This is a genomic window from Pseudomonas abietaniphila, from assembly GCF_039697315.1.
GTDB lineage: Bacteria > Pseudomonadota > Gammaproteobacteria > Pseudomonadales > Pseudomonadaceae > Aquipseudomonas > Aquipseudomonas abietaniphila_B.
This window is the reverse complement of sequence record NZ_CP155619.1, coordinates 2,930,147-2,950,600: the sequence shown is the minus strand read 5'-3', so window position 1 is coordinate 2,950,600 and position 20,454 is coordinate 2,930,147. Positions and strand designations below refer to the sequence as shown.

15 protein-coding genes are annotated in these 20,454 nt (G+C 58.8%); all 15 read right to left on the bottom strand.

Annotated features, from left to right (window positions below; genetic code table 11):
- The 15 genes from ABDX87_RS13115 to tssA all read right to left on the bottom strand — a co-directional run bounded on the left by ABDX87_RS13115 (position 1) and on the right by tssA (position 20,195).
- Entirely contained in the window at positions 1-1,695 is a 1,695-nt protein-coding gene (locus tag ABDX87_RS13115) for a molecular chaperone HscC (RefSeq protein ID WP_346833215.1), read from the bottom strand.
- Positions 1,696-2,093: 398 nt separating this feature from the next.
- A complete protein-coding gene (locus ABDX87_RS13110; RefSeq protein WP_346833214.1) occupies positions 2,094-2,477 on the bottom strand; it encodes a hypothetical protein in 384 nt (127 codons plus the stop codon).
- Between the two features lie 9 nt (positions 2,478-2,486).
- Complete coding sequence (locus tag ABDX87_RS13105) at positions 2,487-6,860, bottom strand: RHS repeat-associated core domain-containing protein (RefSeq protein WP_346833213.1); 4,374 nt, start codon at positions 6,858-6,860, stop codon at positions 2,487-2,489.
- Between the two features lie 30 nt (positions 6,861-6,890).
- The gene (locus tag ABDX87_RS13100) at positions 6,891-7,325 is read right to left on the bottom strand and encodes a DcrB-related protein (RefSeq protein ID WP_346833212.1); all 435 of its coding nucleotides are present in this window, start codon (positions 7,323-7,325) and stop codon (positions 6,891-6,893) included.
- A gap of 27 nt (positions 7,326-7,352) precedes the next feature.
- The gene (gene tssI / locus ABDX87_RS13095; protein ID WP_346833211.1) at positions 7,353-9,293 is read right to left on the bottom strand and encodes a type VI secretion system Vgr family protein; all 1,941 of its coding nucleotides are present in this window, start codon (positions 9,291-9,293) and stop codon (positions 7,353-7,355) included.
- Positions 9,294-9,425: 132 nt separating this feature from the next.
- Complete coding sequence (gene tssH, locus ABDX87_RS13090; protein ID WP_346833210.1) at positions 9,426-12,104, bottom strand: type VI secretion system ATPase TssH; 2,679 nt, start codon at positions 12,102-12,104, stop codon at positions 9,426-9,428.
- Positions 12,097-13,176, bottom strand: coding sequence for a type VI secretion system baseplate subunit TssG (gene tssG / locus ABDX87_RS13085; RefSeq protein ID WP_346833209.1), 1,080 nt, complete (start codon positions 13,174-13,176; stop codon positions 12,097-12,099). Before tssG ends, tssH begins: the two co-directional genes overlap by 8 nt.
- Complete coding sequence (tssF, locus tag ABDX87_RS13080) at positions 13,140-14,999, bottom strand: type VI secretion system baseplate subunit TssF (protein WP_346833208.1); 1,860 nt, start codon at positions 14,997-14,999, stop codon at positions 13,140-13,142. Before tssF ends, tssG begins: the two co-directional genes overlap by 37 nt.
- A complete protein-coding gene (gene tssE, locus ABDX87_RS13075; RefSeq protein ID WP_431061252.1) occupies positions 14,996-15,508 on the bottom strand; it encodes a type VI secretion system baseplate subunit TssE in 513 nt (170 codons plus the stop codon). The genes tssF and tssE overlap by 4 nt, the downstream gene beginning before the upstream one ends.
- Positions 15,505-15,936 (bottom strand): hypothetical protein, encoded by a 432-nt coding sequence (locus tag ABDX87_RS13070; protein ID WP_346833207.1) that lies wholly within the window; start codon positions 15,934-15,936, stop codon positions 15,505-15,507. The genes tssE and ABDX87_RS13070 overlap by 4 nt, the downstream gene beginning before the upstream one ends.
- Positions 15,933-16,394, bottom strand: a complete 462-nt coding sequence (locus ABDX87_RS13065; protein ID WP_346833508.1) for a type VI secretion system amidase effector protein Tae4 — start codon at positions 16,392-16,394, stop codon at positions 15,933-15,935. The genes ABDX87_RS13070 and ABDX87_RS13065 overlap by 4 nt, the downstream gene beginning before the upstream one ends.
- Before the next feature lie 71 nt (positions 16,395-16,465).
- Positions 16,466-16,954 (bottom strand): Hcp family type VI secretion system effector, encoded by a 489-nt coding sequence (locus tag ABDX87_RS13060; RefSeq protein WP_346833206.1) that lies wholly within the window; start codon positions 16,952-16,954, stop codon positions 16,466-16,468.
- A gap of 77 nt (positions 16,955-17,031) precedes the next feature.
- Complete coding sequence (tssC, locus tag ABDX87_RS13055; protein ID WP_346833205.1) at positions 17,032-18,525, bottom strand: type VI secretion system contractile sheath large subunit; 1,494 nt, start codon at positions 18,523-18,525, stop codon at positions 17,032-17,034.
- A 15-nt stretch (positions 18,526-18,540) separates the two neighbouring features.
- The gene (tssB, locus tag ABDX87_RS13050; protein WP_346833204.1) at positions 18,541-19,071 is read right to left on the bottom strand and encodes a type VI secretion system contractile sheath small subunit; all 531 of its coding nucleotides are present in this window, start codon (positions 19,069-19,071) and stop codon (positions 18,541-18,543) included.
- 104 nt (positions 19,072-19,175) lie between these two features.
- Positions 19,176-20,195, bottom strand: a complete 1,020-nt coding sequence (gene tssA, locus ABDX87_RS13045) for a type VI secretion system protein TssA (RefSeq protein ID WP_346833507.1) — start codon at positions 20,193-20,195, stop codon at positions 19,176-19,178.
- Positions 20,196-20,454 lie beyond the last annotated feature (259 nt).

Here is a 20,454-nt window from a genome sequence, read left to right as displayed (position 1 = left end):
TTACCACTCCCCGCGTTCGAACTGATCAACCTGTTCGGCCAGGCGCTTGCGCACCTCGCTGATCTGGCGCTCATCCTGAGTTTCCAGGGCTTGCTGAAACTGGCTGGCCCACATGCCTACCAGTTCCCGCGCATCGCCGAGGTATTCCTGATACAGGCGCTCAAGTCGGGCCGCCAGATGCGTGTTCACCTGCTGCTCGCGTGGGTGAATCTTCAGAGCTTCCAGCGCCTTCAGACGCTCCTGGATCTCGGCGGGCGTCAACACGCCCGGGTTGTTCTCGACGACCAGCGTATGCGCCTCGCCGGTCATGGGAATCCGCACATCGGCCTCAAGAATGCCGTTGCTGTCATACGTGAAACGAACGTCCAGCTCGACTTCGCCCGCCTTGTGGGCCGGCACCGCGATATCCAGTTCCCCCAGCGCAATGTTGTCCTTCACCAGACGGCTTTCGCCCTGAAAGATACGCACCAGCACCTGACGCTGATTGTCCTGAAGGGTATTCACCGTTTTCACCCGGCTCACAGGCACCACGCTGTTGCGCTCGATGATGGGCAGGTAATGACCGCTTTCCTGAATCTTGCCCATTGAGCGCGACACCTCGATGCCCAAGGTATAGGGACAAACATCGGTCAGCACCACCTCATCGAGTGCCGCATCCCGAGCCTTCAGGGCCGCCTGAATCGCCGCGCCGTGAGCGACCACCTCGTCAGGGTTGAGGCTGATGGACGGGAAGCGACCAAACAGGCTGGCCGCGAGCTTGCGGATCAACGGCATGCGCGTCGTTCCGCCCACCAACAGAATCTCATCCAGGTCCGCGACCCGAATCCGCGCATCGCGCAGCGCACGTTCGATCGGCGCGCGCAGACGATCCAGCAACGGCGCATACAGCTCGATCAACTGATCCTGCGTCACCGTCTTGCGCCACTCACGGTCAGCATGACGCAACACGAACTCGGCGCTCGCGTCCTGTCCCAGCGCTTTGCGAACGCGCTCCGCTTCGCGACGCAGTGGCTGTTTCACCGCAACAGTCGACGGAAACCCGCTCTCGTTCCGGTGCAGCGTCACGAAGTGCTCCAGCAACAGCTGATCGAAATCCTCGCCGCCCAGGAAGTTATCCCCAGCGCTGGCGCGAACTTCCATCACCCCGTCGAACAGCTCAAGGATCGACACATCGAACGTGCCACCGCCCAGATCGAAGACCAGAAACGACGTCTCGCCTTCCTTCTGGTGCAGACCATAGGCAAGCGCCGCAGCCGTAGGCTCGTTGATCAGCTTCTCGACCTTCAAACCTGCCAGTTCACCGGCCACCCGTGTGGCCTTGCGCTGGGCGTCGCTGAAATACGCCGGCACGCTGATCACCGCTTCGGTCACCGGTTCGCCAAACGCCCGCTCAACGTCGGCTTTCAGGCTCTTGAGCACCAACGCCGACAGCTCTTCCGGGCGATAACTGCGCGAACCGAGTTTCACCTCATGCGCACTGCCCATATGACGTTTGAACAACGCCGTCGTACTGCCCGGATGCGTCTGCAGCCGCTCACGCGCGGCCTTGCCCACCAGCACATGCCCCTCGTCATCCAGCCCCACGACACTCGGCGTCAACCACTCGCCCAACGCATTACTGACCAATTGAGTAGCGCCATCGCGCCAAACGGCGACCAGACTATGGGTGGTGCCAAGATCTATACCGACGATCATGCCGAACGTGCTCCTTGCGGGACTGCTGTGTGTCTGTGCTGGGTAGACGGGAAAGAGGAGGTGTAATTAGTTCGTATCGGCCTTAGCTTGCTCACCTTGAGTTTTTGGGCGGGTACCGGTGGGATTCGATGAGGATCAAGCATCCGTTTACGCCGCAGCAAAAATGCTTCACTGGCAATGTCTTCCTCGTCGAGGCGCAGTTCTTCAGCGCGCAGCTGCGCTCGCTGTAGAAGACATTCCTGCCGCCGCGCCCAACAGACCCCTGCCGATACAGTCGGCCGCGAAAGGGTTCGGTGGCTGCGGCGACTGAGTTTCTTGCGGTGGCCTTCAGTGCGGCGTTTGCCATATTTATTGACCGCCTGCGGTCCACCGCCAAGAATGTATTTTCGGTCGATCGACTATGACAAATAGGTGCTGCACTCTTGAAATCCTATAGTTTCAAAGACCGCGTGGACCGCCCAGTTTTCTTCTGCCGCGCTTAGCTTTAATAGGTTATCTGTTTTGATTAAGCGAATGTGCGAGTAACAAACTTCGCGCCAGTGAGTGACGGAGAAGTCACAGACATTACTGCCGAGTAGTTTGATCACGATGACGTCATAGTCGCGACCATATGAGCCCCATCTTTTAACTTCTATGGAAGGTTTTTGCGTTGTGTGAAGGTTGATGCTGAATCGGCCTTCAACATCGAATCCAATTTGCCCGATAAGAATTTTTTCCGTCAAACCCTCAGGGAATAGAGTTTTTAAAAACATATTGTTGTTGATGCTATCGAGTAGGTTCATCTCTGAATCCTAAAAATTGTAATGGCCGTGAGTGCCGGGGACGTGACCTGTTCCGACGTTTTCTATAGGCCTCACATTAAAATGAGGCTCTGCTCCGTGCCCTGACGTAGCTTTCGTATGACCTAGGCTGTGCTCCTGGATCACAATGGACTCGCCGCGATTGTTTGTGTAATGGTACTGCCTGGTTTTTACGGGCAATCCATTTTGAATGATTGGATCTTTGTTCCCGTCCAACAAATCGGGCCGTGTCAGCGCCGATGGTTTCTGGCTCATAGTAACCCCAGCGTCGCGCTTAGCTTGCCTGAATGCATCCCTCCTGCTCGCCCCCTGATAAGTGGTCTTTTTGTTGGGCGTGCAGCTTAGGCCCCAAGGATCCACCCACCCAACCGGATTCGGCGCGTACTGATATAAATTCAGCCCGCCCGCCAACCCAATCGGATCCGGCGTGGTAAACCGGCCTATGTCAGGGTCGTAAAACCTGAAGGTGTTGTAGTGCAGTCCGGTCTCGCGATCAAGGTACTGGCCCTGAAACCTGAGATTCTGCTCCTCGATGAAGTACGGCTCACGGGTTTCTTCCAGGATGCTGCCCCACACCCGGTAGCGTGCCTGCCAGACCGTTGCGCCGTCGGTTTCGGTGAGTTGTTCGGGCAGGCCGTTCAGGTCGTTGTGGTAGTAGCGAATCTTCTCCATTTCGCCGCAGCCATCGACGCGGGCGATGGGGTCGTAGCCTTCGGCATAGAGGTACACGCTGCTTTGGCTGTTGCGCTGCTCCTGCAACAGTCGCAGGCCATCCCACGTGAATCGGGTTTCGCCGAGCAAAACGCCTTGTGAATTGTGTTCGCTTTTGCCGATGCGTCTGCCGAGCGGGTCGTAGCTCATACGGACGACGTTGCCGCTTGGGTTGTGGACCTCGATCAGGCGGCTTTCAGCGTCGTAAACAAACCGTTGTGTGCCCTGTCGCGCGCTGCGTTTCTCGACCATTCGGCCAAAGGCGTCGTGGCGATAACGCTTATCTTGATACGTGAGCAACCTGTTGTGCTGCACCCATCCTGCGCCGGGAAGCGGTCCATCCAACAGGTTTGCGGCCGCGTCGTAGGCGAAGGTCTCGCTGTTACCGTGAAAGCTGGCCTGACTGGCGATGATGCGCGCGGTAGCGTCGTAATGGAGTTGCGTTCGCTGCTCGCGTTCTTGAGTACGGTCCAGTCGTCCGATCAGATTATCCGCGGGGTCGTAGTCATATTCTTGTCCTCGATCAGCGGGCAGCTGCGTTGGCTGGTGGTTGAGTCGACGCAGTCGTGAACGCAAACGCCCACTGCGATCGTATTGACTGCGGGTGCTGATCTGTCCTTGGCTGCGCAGCACTTCCCTGTGCAGGCGATCACGCTCGAAGTCGCTGATGACCTTGCCATCCAGATTAATCTGATGCAGATGCCCGCCGCCGTAATGCAGCCGGTTCAGCCAGCGGCCGTCCGGTAGCTGCGTCTGAGCCAGGTTGCCCAGTTGATCGTAATGATGCTGCAGAGCGCCAGATGCCGACTGCTCGGTAAGCAGCTGGCCCCGCGCGTCGTAAGCGAACGCAACGCGCTGTTGTTGACCTTCAACGCTTGTAAACGTGACTTCAGTCAGCCGGTCCATCTCGTCATATTGATATTCACTGCGGCCATCATCCGTCACCTTTGCCGCGATTCGTCCCACTGCATCGCGTTCCAGCACCTGTACCAGCGGCGCCGGATCGTCACCGCCCGGCGCGGGAATGTGCTCGACCCGAACCGGATTGCCCAACGTGTCATAGGTGTATCGGCGCTGACTGCCATCCAGATCCTGTTGCGTGGCCAAGCGATCACCGGCATCCCAGGCAAACTGATAGTGTTCGCCGTTCTCGTTAGTGAGCGCCTGCACACGACCGTAGGCGTCATAACTGAAGTGCACCCTGCGGTTGTGGGCGTCGGTCCTACGTCGCACCTGGCCGCGCCGGTCATATTGATATCCGGTGGTGTGGCCCGCGGGATCGGTATAGCTCGTGAGCAGACCGTGGGGGTCACGTAGGTAGTGTTCGATCCGACCATCGGGCAGCACGCTGTGCAGCAGGCGACCCTGTGCATCATGTTGGAAGACGGTGCGCTCGCCGAGTGCATCGGTGATGCTTTGCAGATAACCACGGTCGTCGTAGCTGAACGCCGTAGGGTAACCGGAGCAGTCGATACGCTCGGTTAGCTGTCCGAAAGCGTTCCAGCGCAGACGTTTGCTTTTGCCGGTAGCGTCGATGATCTCGATGATTTGCCCGCGGTCGTTATACCGATAATGCGTCGGATGACCGAGCGGATCGATCTCGTGAGTGCAATTGCCGCGCGAATCGTACCAGTATTGCCAGCTGTGACCGGCAGCATCGGTTTCCACGATTGGCAGTGACCAGTGCTCCAGCCACAGCGTGGAGTCGGTGCGGGCCAACGGGTCCCGTGTCGAGCAAAGATTGCCGGCGTCGTCGTAGCTGTACTGCCATTGCCCACCTTGTGGATCGACCGCGCCCAGCAATTGACGCTCATCGTTCCAGAAAAACTTCCACGTCTGGCCCAGATTGTCGGTGTAGTCGGTGATCTGATGCTGAGGATCCCAACCACGCGTGCTGACCCGGTTCAGGCCATCAGTAATCCGCGTGGTGCCAGCGGTGAGGTCATACTCGAATCGGTATTCCTCGCCGTCATCGGTCCAATGGCGGGTGACGCGCCATTCGAGGTTGTCGATCAGCGACCATTCATAAAAACAGCGAAGGCCTGTAGGCAATTGGTGCTCGACCATGCGTCCGCCGTCGTCGTAGGCGAACCGCCGTCGCAGATTCCCCGATGTGTCACTGACTTCAGCCAGGTCGCCTGACCTGTCATAAGTGTAAGTCGCCAGCAACTCAGTGGACTGGTCGGCGAAGATCCGCTCGATCCGTTCGACTCGGCGTGACCACTGTGAGGAATAAGCCAGCACCACACGCAACTGATCGAAGGTGTCACGCAGCTGGACGAGGCGTCCCTCGGTGTCGTAATCCAGGTAAATACGATTGTCGTTGCGGTCACCCAACTGGGTCAGGCGTAACACGGCAAGGTTGTCGCTTGACGGTTCGAACAGCCGATACACCCCGTCTTCACTTTCAATCAGCAACTGACCGCTGGTATGACGCCTGACAGCGAGCCCTTCGCCAGCGCTGAACACTGCGCCACCCAAAGCAATGGAGCCCATGTCGATGCTGCGAGCTTGTTCGTCAATGTAGATCAGGCGCTCGCCGCCTTCCGGGTGGGCTTCGATGCGCACGCTGACTTCATACGTGACACTCCACCCGGCGCCGAATAGTCCGTCGCGACGTTCATCGCGACTGCTGTAAAAACGTTGCCATTCGATGGGCAGAATGCCCGGCAGAGCGAAATCCAGGTCTTCAACGCCCCCTAGCACCTTGGCGCCCGTAGCGGCATGCACCGGGTTTGGCGAGCCGGCAATCGCGTTGGTCAGCGCGCTCATGGCGGAGCTGACCACGAAGGAATTCACGCCACTGAGCAGCATGCAGGGCAAGTTGCTCCAGAACTTGCCCTTGCTGCCCTTGAGCATCATCAGCGCGGTGATCGCCAGGCCAACGCCGGGCGTCTTGCCGCTGCGGATCTCACGGACCACGACTTTGCCGCCACCGATCCGCACGTTGGGCGAAATCAGTCCTGACGACACAACCGTGGCATCGCACGTACTGCGGTCGCCGCTGCGCACGGCGGGCTGGCCATTGATCGTGACTTTGTCCGAACCTTCGGCGAGCATTTGCTCTGGCATAGGTGGGTGCCGGGTGCAGAGCACCAGATCCAGCGGCTTGGGAACGACACCGGGTCCGGGTGCCGCGACGGTCGGGCGCCACATTTGTGAAAAGAAACCCATGGCCATGTCGAGAAAGCCAGGCTCGTTTTCAGCCAACGCATCATTGCCAGCCTCGGGTTCCGAGGGCTCCTCACTGGCTTGTGAACCGGAAGGCACAAACGTTGAAGGTACGCTGCCGGCGGCTCTGGCAGCCGGCATTCCGTTGATCAGCGTGTCAGAGGAGCCTGTCGAGATATTTGCCTGCACCGTGGGTGGGAACAGGCCGTTGCCGATGTCCTCGCACAACGAGCTGAGGCCTTTGTCGACCCCGGTTTTGCTCATCACCACACCGACAACCAGCCCCACCACCGCGCCCAATACGCAGGCACCGATGCCGCCGGTGGCAACCGTCAGGCCGGTTGCGGCGATCACCGCGGCGGTCGCCAGGGCTCCGATGGCGATGTTGGCCGCCACTTCAAGAACACCGCCAAGAATGTCGGCCATCATCGACGTATGAGCGAGGGCGTCGCCCACTCGTCCAGCCCAGAGCGCGTCAGACATTGGTAACACTCATGCACATAAGCGGAGCACTCATTGGATACCGTCGAATTGCAGCGAATGCTTGATCCGTGCCCAGTGCGCCGCTTCGGCGTCGCCTAGTGGCTGCGCTTTGACGTAACTCAGGGCGAGCATTTTGCGCGTGCCGGGGAGAACAAGTACCAGTTGATACTGGAATACTTTTTCAGCGCCCTTGCTGAACTGGCTACGCAACTCCAGCGCTTCAATTTCCTGGGTATTGCCGACACGCACCGTTTGCGCCGGTTGATAACGTAGCTCGTTGACTTGCTGTTCCAGGCGCTTGAGTTGAGCATCGAAATTGCTGTGCAGGGTTTCCTCGTCGGCCAGAAAGCTGCGGCTAACGATCAGTGACGTGCCCAGCACGGGAAATTTCAGGATGTTGATCGATGCGTCCTGCAACTCGGCGTCGGGCAGGGCGAACTGGAATTCATTGATGCGATACGTCATGGCGACGACTTCTCTTGAATGAGGTGATTACTGGGCGGATTTGGGTGTCGGGAACATGGACTTCACCGCCGCGTCGATACTGCCCTTGTCGCCTTGACCGTCAGGCGTAGCGCCGGGACCACCGCCGATGTTCAGATGCAGCGTGCCGCCGGTGTTGATTTCGGCGCTGCCTTCGGTGTTGAAGTTGAATTGCACGCCAGTCAGATTGATCTGGCCGCTGGCGTTGAGCTCCAGCACGCTCTTGCCGCAGACAAGACGCAAGTTCTCCCCGACCTCAATCAGGTAACTGCGGCTGATACTGTCGGTTTTACTCGAACCTACCAGCAGCACATCGTCGTGCTTGACCGCGCGCAATCGATCCAGACCAATCGTTACCGTCTCGTTATGCCCAACGCTCTTATTCCGGTCATGCCCCACCGAATGGCTCTCATCCACCTCCACCACGATGTCCTGATTACGCTCGGCGTGGATGTACAGCTGTTCGGCGCCTTTCTTGTCTTCCATGCGGATTTCGTTGAAGTTCGCCGGGGTACCGCCTTTGCTCGAGCGGCTTTTCATGCCGCTTTGCGTCGCATTGGCGGGCAAGTCGTAGGGGACGGTTTGTTCGGCGTTGTAGACCCGGCCGGTAATGATCGGCCTGTCCGGATCACCTTCCAGAAAACTGACGATGACTTCTTGCCCGATGCGTGGGATTTGCATCGAGCCCCAGTTTTTGCCTGCCCAGGCCTGTGACACGCGAATCCAGCACGAGCTGTTTTCGTTGGATTGGTCATGACGGTCCCAGTAGAAGTGCGCCTTTACCCGGCCAAACTGGTCGGTCCAGATTTCTTCACCGCTGGGGCCTACGACCATGGCGGTCTGCGGGCCCTTGACGATGGGTCGCGGTGTGATCGGCAACGGGCGAAAGCTTTGTTGCGCAGCGATGCAACCCAGCGCGCTTTCAAATTGCAGGCCGGCTGAGGCGCCGCCGGTTTCAAGACTTTCCTGAGCGATCAGGTAGCGGGTGCTGACGACCAGGTATTCGCGGTTCTGATCCTGCCGGCTGAAGCCGCTCATGCTGAAAAGGTGACCGGAACCCAAGCCGCGCGCATTGCCGCTGAGTTCGACACGCTCGTGCTGACTCTGAATCGCCTCGATGCGGGTGCGAGCGTAGTGCTCGCCGTCCTCGCTTTGCACGTAGGTGCCGGGATAGTCGTAGAGCGGGTAGTCGCCTGCCGTGTGAGGGCGGGGCATCGCCGAGCGCACGTCGATGCGCGCGCCAGGCCGCTGAAAGTCATAGTCGTTGAGCTCGATCGAACCAGGTTGCACGGCCTGCGCGAGTCGCCAGTCACTGATGTGATCGCGCTCGCGATGCTGGCCATCGGGTGGATAGAACGGCACCGACTCATAACCCGGTGCTGGGTGGTGAGCGCCATAGGCGTCGGCCATTACCAGCACATGGCGATCTTTCTCATGGCGGAAGAAGTAGTAGATGCCTTCCTGCTCCATCAAACGGCTGACGAAGTCGAAGCTGCTTTCGCGGTACTGCACGCAGTATTCCCACTCGCGATAGGGGCGGGTGAGGGCGTCTTCGAAGTCAGAAAATCCGAGGTCCCGGAAGACCTGCTTGATGATCTGCGGGATGGTCAGGTGCTGAAAAATCTTGCAGTCGGAGGTTCGGGTCAGCAGCCACAGCCAAGGACGCAACGTGACCTGATAACTTGCGAACTGACCGGTGTCGACGTTCTGGCTGCAGCGTGAAACCACGCCGTGGAAGTAGCGGCTGCCGGCGCTCAGTTGTAGTGACAGGCTTACGGGCTTGCCGAGCAGTTGGTTGAGATCGATTGAGCCGTCCTTCGATGTCAGTTGCAATTCGTATTCGAACAGGCGCCCCAGCTCGTCGCCGCCACTCATGTTTTTCAGGATCAGAACGTCCGGGCCCAGAGGGCTGCTGACTTGTGCCAGGCGGGTGATTTGCGTGAATTGCATGGGTTATCTCAATAGCTTTTATGGCATTTGCAGGAGCGCGTTTGCGCGCGAATCCGTTGGCATCCGCTGATGCATTCGTCTCAGACCGATCGCCTTCGCGGGCAAGCGCGCTCCCACACGGATTAACAGTGCTCAACCGACATCGCTGAACCGATAATCCAGCTGGTGATCCCGCACACCGATGCGCACACTCGCCATCGCCTTGCCTTCGAGCATGCGCGTCAGGAATTCGCGGCTCATGTCCGGCAACAAGGTGTTGGTCAGCAATGCGTCGATCATCCGGCCGCCGCTTTCGGTTTCGGTGCACCGCGAGACGATTAGATCGATCACCGAATCGTCGTAGTCGAAGGCGACTTTGTGCGTGCTTTCCACGCGTTTTTTGATGCGATTGAGCTGCAAGCGAGTAATCGCCTTGAGCATCGTGTCGCTGAGCGGGTAATACGGAATGGTCACCAGACGGCCGAGCAGTGCGGGCGGGAAAATCTCAAGCAGGGGCTGGCGCAAGGCCTTGGCAATGTCTTCCGGGTCAGGCACGTTCTGCGGGTCTTTGCACAGGTGCGAAATCAACTCTGTGCCTGCGTTGGTGGTCAGCAGAATGAGCGTGTTCTTAAAGTCGATGACGCGACCCTCGCCATCCTCCATCACGCCTTTGTCGAAAACCTGGAAGAAGATTTCGTGCACGTCAGGGTGCGCCTTTTCCACTTCGTCCAGCAGTACGACACTGTAAGGTTTGCGCCTCACCGCTTCGGTGAGCACGCCGCCTTCGCCGTACCCGACGTAGCCAGGCGGAGCGCCTTTGAGTGTCGAGACGGTATGGGCTTCCTGGAACTCGCTCATGTTGATGGTGATGACGTTTTGCTCGCCGCCGTACATCGCCTCGGCCAGCGCCAGCGCGGTCTCGGTCTTGCCCACGCCGGAAGTGCCCGCCAGCATGAACACGCCGATGGGTTTGCTGGGGTTATCCAGCCCGGCCCGCGAGGTCTGGATGCGCTTGGCGATCATCTGCAGCGCGTGATCCTGACCAATGATGCGTTTCTTCAGGTGCTGATCGAGGTTGAGCACGGTTTCCAGTTCATTGCGTGCCATGCGACCCACGGGAATGCCGGTCCAGTCGGCTACCACCGAGGCTACGGCCTGATAATCCACGGTTGGCAGAATCAGTGGATTTTCGCCCTGTAAACCGCTGAGTCGGGCCTGCAGGTCGACCAGTTTTTCCCGCAACGCGTGGCTATGCTCACTGCCCGTTTCCTGATCAACGACGCCTGCGGTTTCGCGCAACTCGGCACGTGTGCAGAGCAGCTCGTCGACCAGCGATTTTTCTTCGCCCCAACGGCTTTCAAGCTCGATCAGACGTTGTCGCTCAGTGTTAAGCAGTGCTTCGCTGTTGTCCCGACGAGCGCCGGTATCGATCCCGATCGCATGCTCTCGCGCAATGATCTGCAATTCTGTTTCCAGGGCTTCGATGCGCCGACGACTGTCGTCTACTTCGGCGGGTACGGCATGCAGGCTGACCGCAACCCGAGCGCAGGCAGTGTCCAGCAGACTGACCGATTTGTCGGGCAACTGGCGCGCCGGAATGTAGCGGTGAGACAGCTTGACCGACGCTTCCAGCGCTTCGTCGAGGATCTGCACGTGATGGTGCTTCTCCATCGTCGACGCCACGCCGCGCATCATCAGCAAGGCTTTCTCTTCTGAAGGCTCACCCACTTGAACGACCTGGAAACGTCGGGTCAGGGCCGGGTCTTTCTCGATATGTTTCTTGTATTCAGCCCATGTCGTGGCGGCGACGGTGCGCAAGGTGCCGCGAGCCAGCGCCGGTTTCAGCAGGTTTGCGGCATCGCCGGTGCCCGCGGCACCGCCCGCGCCGACGAGGGTATGGGCTTCGTCGATGAACAGAATGATCGGTTTTGGGGAGGCTTGGACATCCTCGATGACTTGGCGCAGACGCTGTTCGAACTCCCCCTTCATGCTTGCCCCGGCCTGCAGGAGGCCGACATCGAGGCTGCGCAGCTCGACGTCTTTCAGCGCTGGCGGGACGTCCCCGGCGACAATGCGCAGGGCGAAGCCTTCAACGACGGCCGTTTTGCCGACGCCGGCTTCCCCGGTGAGAATCGGGTTGTTCTGGCGGCGGCGCATGAGGATGTCGACCATCTGCCGAATCTCTTCATCGCGCCCGACGATGGGGTCGAGTTTGCCGCTGCGCGCCTGCTCGGTCATGTCCACGGTGAAGCGTTTGAGAGCTTCCTGTTTGCCCATGGCGCTGGGTGCGATGGCGCCGCTCGCTTCGCCGGGAGTTGCGCCCGCGTTGAAACCATCGCTGGCGCTCAGAGCGTTTTCCGGTGAGTCGCCGACGTATTCGTCGAATCGCTCGCTGAGGGCTTCGATTTTGACCTTATCGAATTCAGACGACAGCGCCAGTAACCCATGGCGCAGACTCGGTGTTTTCAGAATGCCGATCAGCAGATAGCCCGTGCGCACCTGGCTTTCACCGAACATCAGGCTGCCGTACACCCAGCCTCGCTCAACCGCTTCCTCAACGTGGGAAGACAGATCGGTGATCGACGTCGATCCGCGTGGCAGGCGATCCAGTGCTTCGGTCAAGTCGCGCGCCAGGCGGGCAGGTTCGACATTGAACTGCCGCATGATGCGATGCAGGTCCGAGTCCTGTAATTGCAGCAACTGGTGGAACCAGTGCGCAAGCTCCACATACGGATTGCCCCGTAGCTTGCAGAACACGGTTGCGGCTTCGATGGCCTTGTAGCCGACGCTGTTTAACTTGCCGAACAGCGCTGCGCGACTGATCTCACCCATGTTCTGTGCTCCCTGCGAAGTGGTGTTGAGAGGTTGATGACGACGGCTCTGCCGTGCTCGTGTGATCTGCGTAGTGCCGGGCCAGAATCAAATCGTCGGCGTCTTGCGCCGGTTGCCCCAGCCACGTGTTAAAACCCAGTCGAAACTGGCCGTTGAGTTGCAGTCTCGGGACTTGGGGCTGCTCCAGAATCAGGTTCAGGTCCCAATCCAGTTCGTGGCCCAGATACTCGGCGACCCACGCCACCAGATGTTTGAACGGCTCGCCATCGGGCAACATGCCCATGTATTCATCGAGCTTGAGCGGGCCGAGGCGGATGCGGAATTTGTGTTGGCGGTCCCAGACATGACTGCCCAGACAGAAGTCGATGCCCAACCGATTTGCGCTGACCGCCACACGGCTGCGTTCCGGCAGCTCAAGCCATTGGCCGACGTATTCCTGGATCTTCACTGGCAGGCCGAAGTAGTCTTCAAGAATCGCCTTGAGACCATCGGGGTAGCGGGTTTGCGCCGAGAGATGGCCGCTGAAATGCAGCTTTGCCGTGTCGGGAATCACACCGTGATCGAGCAGGCTCGGCATGCCGCGGCCGCTGAACGCAGCGAGTCGCGCCGACCAGTAATCGTCGTCGGGTCGGTCGTGGCTGACCGTCGGGCGCGCCTCGGCCCAGGCGCGGTAAAACAGGCTGAGCAGGCGATGATGAAAAACGTCGAGAAAGCGTTTGCTCGTGCTGTCTGCATGGTTGCGCTGACGCTCGCGCACGTACTCGGTCAAGTGCAGCGGAAGCGGGCCGTTCGGACCGCCAAGTCCGAAGAAAAACTGCTCAAGCCGCGCCGGTTTACCCTCGTCGCCAGGGTTCAGCGCGGCCAGTGTCGACGGTGCAAAGGCGCAGTCGGGCTGCTGCCCCAATCGCAATGGATCATCTGCCAGACGCATCGAATGCCCGATTCGTGGCAGTTGCGGCGATTCACATTCGATGCGGCGCAGTGCCTGGAAAAAATCGTATTCCCAAGGCTCGTTGTGCATGTCAGTGAGCGTACTCACAGGGTCGGACGCCGACCGGGCTTGGCTTTCCATCGCATGATCTCGCCGCGCTCGCTGGTACGAATCACGGTTTCGGTGAAGCTGTTGATGGAGACGTACCGTGCCAGGAAACGCTCGAACACTGCGCCCAGCAAAAAAACGCCGGTGCCTCGGAAGGCGTTTTCGTCGAACTCCAGCGTAATTTCAAGACCACGACCGAAGACGATGGGACCCGGCATCGGCAGGCGACGCGTACAAGGCTTGCTGCTGACGTTGCGCAGGCCTTCGATTTGCAATTGCAGCGCTGCATCGTTGCTGTCGCCATAAAGACGAAGCAGTTCGCGCAACGCGGCGGCGCCTTGGCCTTGTTCACTGAGTGACAGGTAGTTCAGGGACAACTGGCTGATGAGACGCCAGGCCTTGTGGTCGTGGGCGTGGCTGGGGCGAGGGCGGCCAGGTCCGGCAAGGCAGCGAATCGACGCGACGGGCGCGCTGTCCGCCAGTGTGAAATCGGTCTTGCCACTCCCCGTGTTCATGAACAACGGCAGATCGCGGTTCGTGCACAACGCGCTCACCCCCAGTTGGCGCAGGTCATGACGGTAGGGCGCCTGCTGGCTGTCCACTAGGCTGACGAAGGTTTCGCTGCCGACGTAGGTCGAGCGCGTGCCGGTGCGGCGTTGTTCGCTGGACAACACGCGAGGCTCGCGTCGCAGGGTGTAATAGGCTTTGTTGCGGCCATAACGCGAAGGGTCGCGCACGGCGTAGAACGGCAGGAAGGTTTGCTCCGGGCCCGTCCCGTAACCGGTGACGCTGGTCAGCGAATGGATTTCGAAATCCATCGGGCGGGTCCGGTCAGCGATCACGTGGTGTTCATTGACGCGATCGGACAAGTGAATCCGATCGACCCGCCGCGGGAACAAGTTGATGGCCGGGGTGCAGAACGGCACGAACTGCTGGGGTCCGACGCTCCCTTCAAGGCTTTTGTCGAAGCGGTCGAACAACACGATCAGTTCCAGCTCTTGCCCGGTACACCGCTGAACGGCTCTGCCAAGCTGGGTGAAGTCGATGAACAGGTAGCGCTGGGGCAGAGCAAAATATTCCTGAAGCAAGCGGTAACCCTGGAACGCCTGAGGAATTACAGGCATCGCGGCTTCCCGGTCATCGAATCCGCAGGATTTCAACGCGTCGTTCGGGAGCCGTTCGACCCACTCCGCGCCGGGTTGGCGTGCGAATACCGCGCAGGCATTACCGAGCAACTGCTCGTACAGACAAAACGGAAGCTCGTCCGCGCCATTGAGGTACAGCGGCAGATTATCCAGGCTCATCGTGTTGAACGGCAGTTCGGCGCCACCGCGCAAGGTGATGCGCAAACCCGCTTTGGCTTTCGGTTCGTTGGCCGCGAGCCGTCCCAGCACGGTTGTGGGATTACCGAAGTAGTCGGCCTGACTGACGCTCAGGGGCCACAGTGTCACTGGGTGGGCGCTTCGATATTCACAGGGGGTTTGCGAATCACGGCCCAATGTCGCGCGCAGTGCGGTGTCGCGCGGCAGCGTGAAACCGCCGCTCAGCGAGCCTTCATCCGGGTCGATCTGCATCTGGACGACCGTCATGGATGGAGTGGGCGCCAGGTAATGCGGGTAGGCGATTTCCAGCAGGTTGTGAGTGAAGGTCGGATACTCGGCATCGAGCTTGAGCTGGACACGGGCGGTCAAATAAGCAAAACCCTCCAGCAGCCGCTCGACGTAAGGATCGGCACAGTCAATCCCGGACAGCGTCAGGCGGCCAGCAATCTTCGGGTATTCCTTGGCAAACTCTGCTGCGCTTTCGCGAACGTGTTGCAGCTCCTGGTTGTACAGCTCCAGCAGGCGCGGATTCATGCGCGCCTCCGCTGTTCGGCAGGCACGACCTGCACGTGACCGGATTCCAGATCCAGATCCGTTCTCAGCAGCAACGGCAACGCCACCGGCTGCGCCCACAGATCGCCCTCGATCTCGAAACTCAAAGCGTTGTGGTTCATCTGGTCTGGCAGGGTTTGCGCCCGCACCCGCAAGGTATTCCTCAGAATACGTGGCTCAAACGTTGCGATGGCTTGATGAATCAGACTTTCCAGAATGCTCACATCGATACTCGAGGCGCTGTTTCCCGCCAGCGCAGGCAGGCCATAGTTGATCACCGACGTACCGGCTGGTGTGTGCAACGTGGCATCGGCATTCAGCAACGAGGTGGTGTTGAGCAGCCAGGTGAGGTCACGCAACACCGAGGCCTTCAGCTGATTCAAGGAAAGCACGCGTTTGTCGGCGCTTTCTTGAAGATTACCAGGCTCTTCATCGGTCAGACGGTCAAGCAACGAGGGTTGCAGACGGTCGCGAGAGGTCAGGCCGTTCACCAGTCGAACTGCCAAACGAAGACTTTCTGGTCCCATCGGCTGGTATCACATGTCCCCACTCTACGTACTGGAGCAAGTTCTACGCTGCCTTTGAAATAACGGATGGCCTGCAGATCTGTCGTACAGCTGGTGTGCGGAGGGGCAGCGGGCTCACTGTGCTGAACCATAAATATCTGCGCCGAGAGGTAGTTTTTGAGAAGCACCTTCCCCTGATAATTCTGGCTAAACCAGCAGGGCCATTTCACACCGAGGCGCAACAAAGAATCGTCCGAGCGAGCGAGGCCGCAGTGGCCGTCATCATTTATCAAGCTGATGTTGCGGCCATCGAACGAGATTTCCATCACATCATTGTCAGCGTGGGTTTTCTGGCCGGCGCAAGCAGAAAAACTGAGTACGGTCAGGATGATTACGGGAAAGACTTTCATCATAAGAGCTCCCAGAACCAGACGTTATTGGAGCGATGGAAGTAGTCGCTGTTATGGGTGCCGGTAATCCCGCGGTCCCACAGATCAATGTGATCCCCGGTTGGACGGCCGTGTGCGTCAGTGGGGTGGTAATAGAAATCCTTGAAAAAAATGATCCCCATCTTGTTCAGAATTTTGTCGCGATCAGACACGCCATTCGTGTAAATCGCCGGACGCCCGAGCTGACTTCCTTTCCACAACCAATTCGCCAAGGACTCTGCCCCCCTGGCGTGCTCATGCGCGCATTTGGGTTCGCGGTAACTTGATTTGTTAACTTTGATGGTGTGCTCGGCATTCAGCGCAATGCTCATGCGGATAGCACACTGGTTGGCCCACGGACCATCACAAGGATGGCCATCGGGATGCTCTGCCAGCAGTCTGGAGTAGGCATTCCACAAATTAATAAACGAAGGCTTCGCCACAGCTAAGGCTCCCTGCAAAAAAAATCCATTACATCCATGCGCCTGTTCGCCATGAGCAGGCATGGATGCGATCACAGCGTGGTGTTGCTGCGGATATTCCAGCCGTATCTGATCAGGCCGCCGTCCTTGGTGCCGTCGGCTTTTTGGGGTTGGTAGTCGACGCGAACCTGGGCAAAGTTCAACGTCAATTTCTCGGTCAGGCGGTCCTCTGCACCGGAGCCACCGGTGTCGTAGCTGGTCATGATGACTTCTTCCAGATGGATCACCAGATATTCGACCTGGCTCTCTCCGCCTGCCTTGCGCACGGTCAGAGTGACCTTGTCGATGTGTTTGCCGCTGGAGCAAAGCGTCATCAGATTGGGCGTTGCCTTGTCGATGTACTTGGTGAACGACAGGTCTCTAGCATTGACCTTGCCTGCGCCGCCGCCACCCCCTGTGTGCATGTTCCCGGACTGGGTCATGCCCCAGCTCCAATTCAGCACATCAATCTCATCCTTGTGGGCCTTGTCCATGGACTCGCCCTTGATGTCGCCGATCTTGATGAAGATATCAACAGCCATGTTTTCTCCAGTGCGGCCTTCACCACAGTGTTTTAAATCAGAGCCAGCATCAGGATGCGGCTCGATTCGTTGTTAGATCAGGCGCCTTTGGCAGACGGCAGCTTGGAAACCAGACGCAACGAAACGGTCAGGCCCTCCAGCTGGTAGTGCGGGCGCAGGAAGAATTTCGAGTTGTAATAACCCGGATTGCCTTCGACGTCCTCGACTACAACCTCGGCTGCGGCCAATGGATGCTGGGCCTTGGTGGTTTCGGTGGAGTGAGCCGGGTCGCCGTCGACGTAGTTCAGAATCCAGTCCTGCAACCAGCGCTGCATCTCGTCCTTTTCTTTGAAAGAGCCGATCTTGTCGCGCACGATGCACTTCAGGTAATGAGCGAAACGGCAGGTGGCGAACAGGTAGGGCAGACGCGCAGCCAGGTTGGCGTTGGCGGTGGCGTCCGGATCGTCGTATTCGGCGGGTTTCTGCAAGGACTGAGCGCCAATGAATGCGGCGAAGTCAGTGTTCTTCTTGTGCAGCAGCGGCATGAAGCCGTTTTTCGCCAGTTCTGCTTCGCGCCGATCGGAGATCGCGATCTCGGTCGGGCACTTCATGTCCACGCCGCCGTCATCGGTCGGGAAGGTGTGCGCTGGCAGGTTCTGCACCTCGCCGCCTGATTCAACCCCGCGAATCCGTGAGCACCAGCCGTAGTGCTTGAACGAGCGGTTGATGTTCACCGCCATGGCATACGCAGCGTTGGCCCAGGTGTATTTGGCGCTGTCGGCGCCATCGGTGTCCTCTTCGAACGCGAAGGCGTCCACCGGGTCGGTCTTGGCGCCATAGGGCAGGCGCGCCAGGAAACGCGGCATGGTCAGGCCGATGTAGCGGGAGTCTTCGGACTCACGCAGAGAGCGCCAGCCTGCGTATTCAGGGGTGGTGAAAATCTTGGTCAGATCGCGGGGGTTGGACAGTTCCTGCCAGGATCCCATGCCCATGACGGTAGGGGATGCGGCGGCAATGAACGGGGCGTGCATCGCTGCGCAGGTCTTGGACAGCTCACCCAAAAGTTCGACGTCTTGGGGCGACTGGTCGAAGTAGTAATCGCCGACCAGACAGCCATAAGGTTCGCCGCCGAACTGGCCATACTCTTCTTCGTACATCTTCTTGAAGAGTGGGCTCTGATCCCACGCCGTCCCTTTGAATTTCTTCAGGGTTTTGTGCAGTTCCGGCTTGGCGATGTTCAACACCCGAATCTTCAGTTGTTCATCGCTTTCAGTGTTGTTGACCAGGTAGTGCAGGCCTCGCCAGGCGCTTTCCAGTTGCTGGAACTCCGGGTGATGGATCACCTGGTTCACCTGTGCAGTGAGCTTGGCGTCGATGGCGGCAATGATCGACTCGATCGAAGTGATGGCGTCATTGGACACCAGATCGGTCTGCGCCAGCGCCTGTTCGGCGAGCGTTCGAACGGCGGTTTCAACCGCCTCACGGGCACGCTCGGTCTTGGGTTTGAATTCTTGCAGCAGCAGCGAGGCGAACGCGTTGGCGTCTTCGCTGAGGCTGGTTTGGGGCTGATTATCACGCAGCAATTCGGTCATGATCCTTCGTCCTGATTAAGCGTTGGGCTCAGTGCTTTGAGAATCAGCACCTTGCGGTTTTGGCGCACTGGCCAGCGCCTGCAGAAGAGCCGGGTCCTTGATCGCTTTCATGATGATGTCTTCGGCCCCGGTCTTGCCGTCCATGTAGGTCAGCAGGTTGGCGAGTTGAGTGCGTGCTTCGAGCAGCTGTTTCAGCGAATCGACTTTGCGTGCCACGGCAGCAGGGCTGAAGTCCTCCATGCTCTCGAAAGTGATATCCAGGCTCAGGTTGCCTTCGCCCGTCAGCTCGTTTGGCACGTGAAAAGCCACTCGAGGCTGCATTGCCTTCAGCCGTGAATCGAAGTTATCGACGTCGATTTCCAGAAACTTACGATCCTCTACTGCGGGCAGAGGCTCAGCGGGCTTGCCCGTCAGATGCGCCATCACGCCCATCACGAAGGGCAACTGGACCTTCTTCTCGGCGCCGTACAACTCAACGTCGTACTCGATCTGGACCCGTGGGGCGCGGTTGCGCGCAATGAATTTCTGAGAACTGGTGTTCGCCACGTTGCTCCTCCTGGTCGCTGCTGCGACGTTATTGATGTCATCGGTGTTGGCCGGTAACAGGGTTGTGTGATCCTTGCCTGAGCAGTCCGGGGAAGCGGAGTCCGTTAATCGGCGTCCGGGCCGCGCAGGTTTTCGAACTGGGACATACCGTCGGGAATCAGATTGCGCACAATGGCCGCGAAGTCGGCATGGACCAGGGTTTTGGCGCGGCTCAAGAGCACGGGCAATGGGCTCGATGGCTCGTGTCGCGCGTAGTACCCGAGAATCCGGTCGAGGCTGCGCACGACATCGTCACGGTTGGCGATGTCGCCTGAAACACGGAGTGAAGCAACGGCAATCGATTCGCTTTCCGTGGGCGCGATTCCTTCCGGTTCTGCCGCGGAGCTGTCTGTGCCGACACCGCCCGGAGCGTATTCGGCAAGGATGTGCAGCGCTTGTTTGAGCGGCTGCTTCAAGCCGCAAAGGTCTACGCCCTGAGCTGAACCCACCTGTTCGCAAACGTAGCTTTCGATGGCGTCGGCCGCGTCATGTGCTTCCTGCAAAGCGGAGCGTACGGCGGACAGCTGTTCGGGATCCGTGTCGCGTAAGGCGCCTGCCAGTTCATCGGGGGTGAGTTGTTCGTCAGAGAAGCTTTGCAAGCCGCTGGCGTTCAGCGCGGCGCGCAGACTCACGGGGCCGAAGGTCCGCGAACGGGTCAACAAACTCTCCCGCAGGAGTCTGATGTTTGTCTCGCAGGCAATGCCGGAGAGTGCGTTGATACGCACGGTGGGGTCGTTATCGTCATCGGCGTCGAGTTGCGGGTAAAGCGAAGGCCAGTATCGGACCAGCAGCTCGTTGATCAGCGTCAGGGCGTTGGCCAGCCCGGAAAATCCGGTGAGGGCCAAAGCACTTTGGAGAAGGAAATGAGTAATGCGCAGGTCTTTGCTGCGCTGCAGAAGATCGGTAGTGGATTGTTCGATTTGACGCCACTGCGGTGGTTCTGCAGGTTGAACCGAGTCCCCCATGGTGCGCTCTGGCTTGCCTTGGGCGTCGCGTTCCAATTGCAGAAAGTCCGCGTCATATTCCAGGTCAACACCACATGGGGAATCTACTGAAAATGGGGCGAGTAATAGAGTAACGTCCACCAAAGTCGATTTCCTTATCGGTGAGGGAAAAAGTCAGATAGTTAGCAGAGAAACTTCCTACGCTAATCGCGGAATAGTCTTGTATCTGTGCTCGTTGTGGTGTTGCAGAGAAATAAGATGCCTGTCAGAGAAATTTCCTACACTAACTAGAGAAACATCCGAAATTGTGTTGTTTGTAATGGCTCCGAGGCATCACTTGTTTTTTGAACTTGTACATTTTTGTTGTGGAAGTTCTCGATTGTCAAGGTAAGCTATGCGC

Coding starts and splice junctions, on each gene's coding strand:
- tssF (WP_346833208.1), bottom strand. CDS start 14,999: ATGAATCCGCGCCTGCTGGAGCTGTACAACCAGGAGCTGCAACACGTT.
- tssC (WP_346833205.1), bottom strand. CDS start 18,525: ATGACCGAATTGCTGCGTGATAATCAGCCCCAAACCAGCCTCAGCGAA.
- ABDX87_RS13060 (WP_346833206.1), bottom strand. CDS start 16,954: ATGGCTGTTGATATCTTCATCAAGATCGGCGACATCAAGGGCGAGTCC.
- tssG (WP_346833209.1), bottom strand. CDS start 13,176: ATGGAAAGCCAAGCCCGGTCGGCGTCCGACCCTGTGAGTACGCTCACT.
- ABDX87_RS13070 (WP_346833207.1), bottom strand. CDS start 15,936: ATGATGAAAGTCTTTCCCGTAATCATCCTGACCGTACTCAGTTTTTCT.
- ABDX87_RS13105 (WP_346833213.1), bottom strand. CDS start 6,860: ATGTCTGACGCGCTCTGGGCTGGACGAGTGGGCGACGCCCTCGCTCAT.
- ABDX87_RS13115 (WP_346833215.1), bottom strand. CDS start 1,695: ATGATCGTCGGTATAGATCTTGGCACCACCCATAGTCTGGTCGCCGTT.
- ABDX87_RS13100 (WP_346833212.1), bottom strand. CDS start 7,325: ATGACGTATCGCATCAATGAATTCCAGTTCGCCCTGCCCGACGCCGAG.
- tssH (WP_346833210.1), bottom strand. CDS start 12,104: ATGGGTGAGATCAGTCGCGCAGCGCTGTTCGGCAAGTTAAACAGCGTC.
- tssI (WP_346833211.1), bottom strand. CDS start 9,293: ATGCAATTCACGCAAATCACCCGCCTGGCACAAGTCAGCAGCCCTCTG.
- ABDX87_RS13110 (WP_346833214.1), bottom strand. CDS start 2,477: ATGAACCTACTCGATAGCATCAACAACAATATGTTTTTAAAAACTCTA.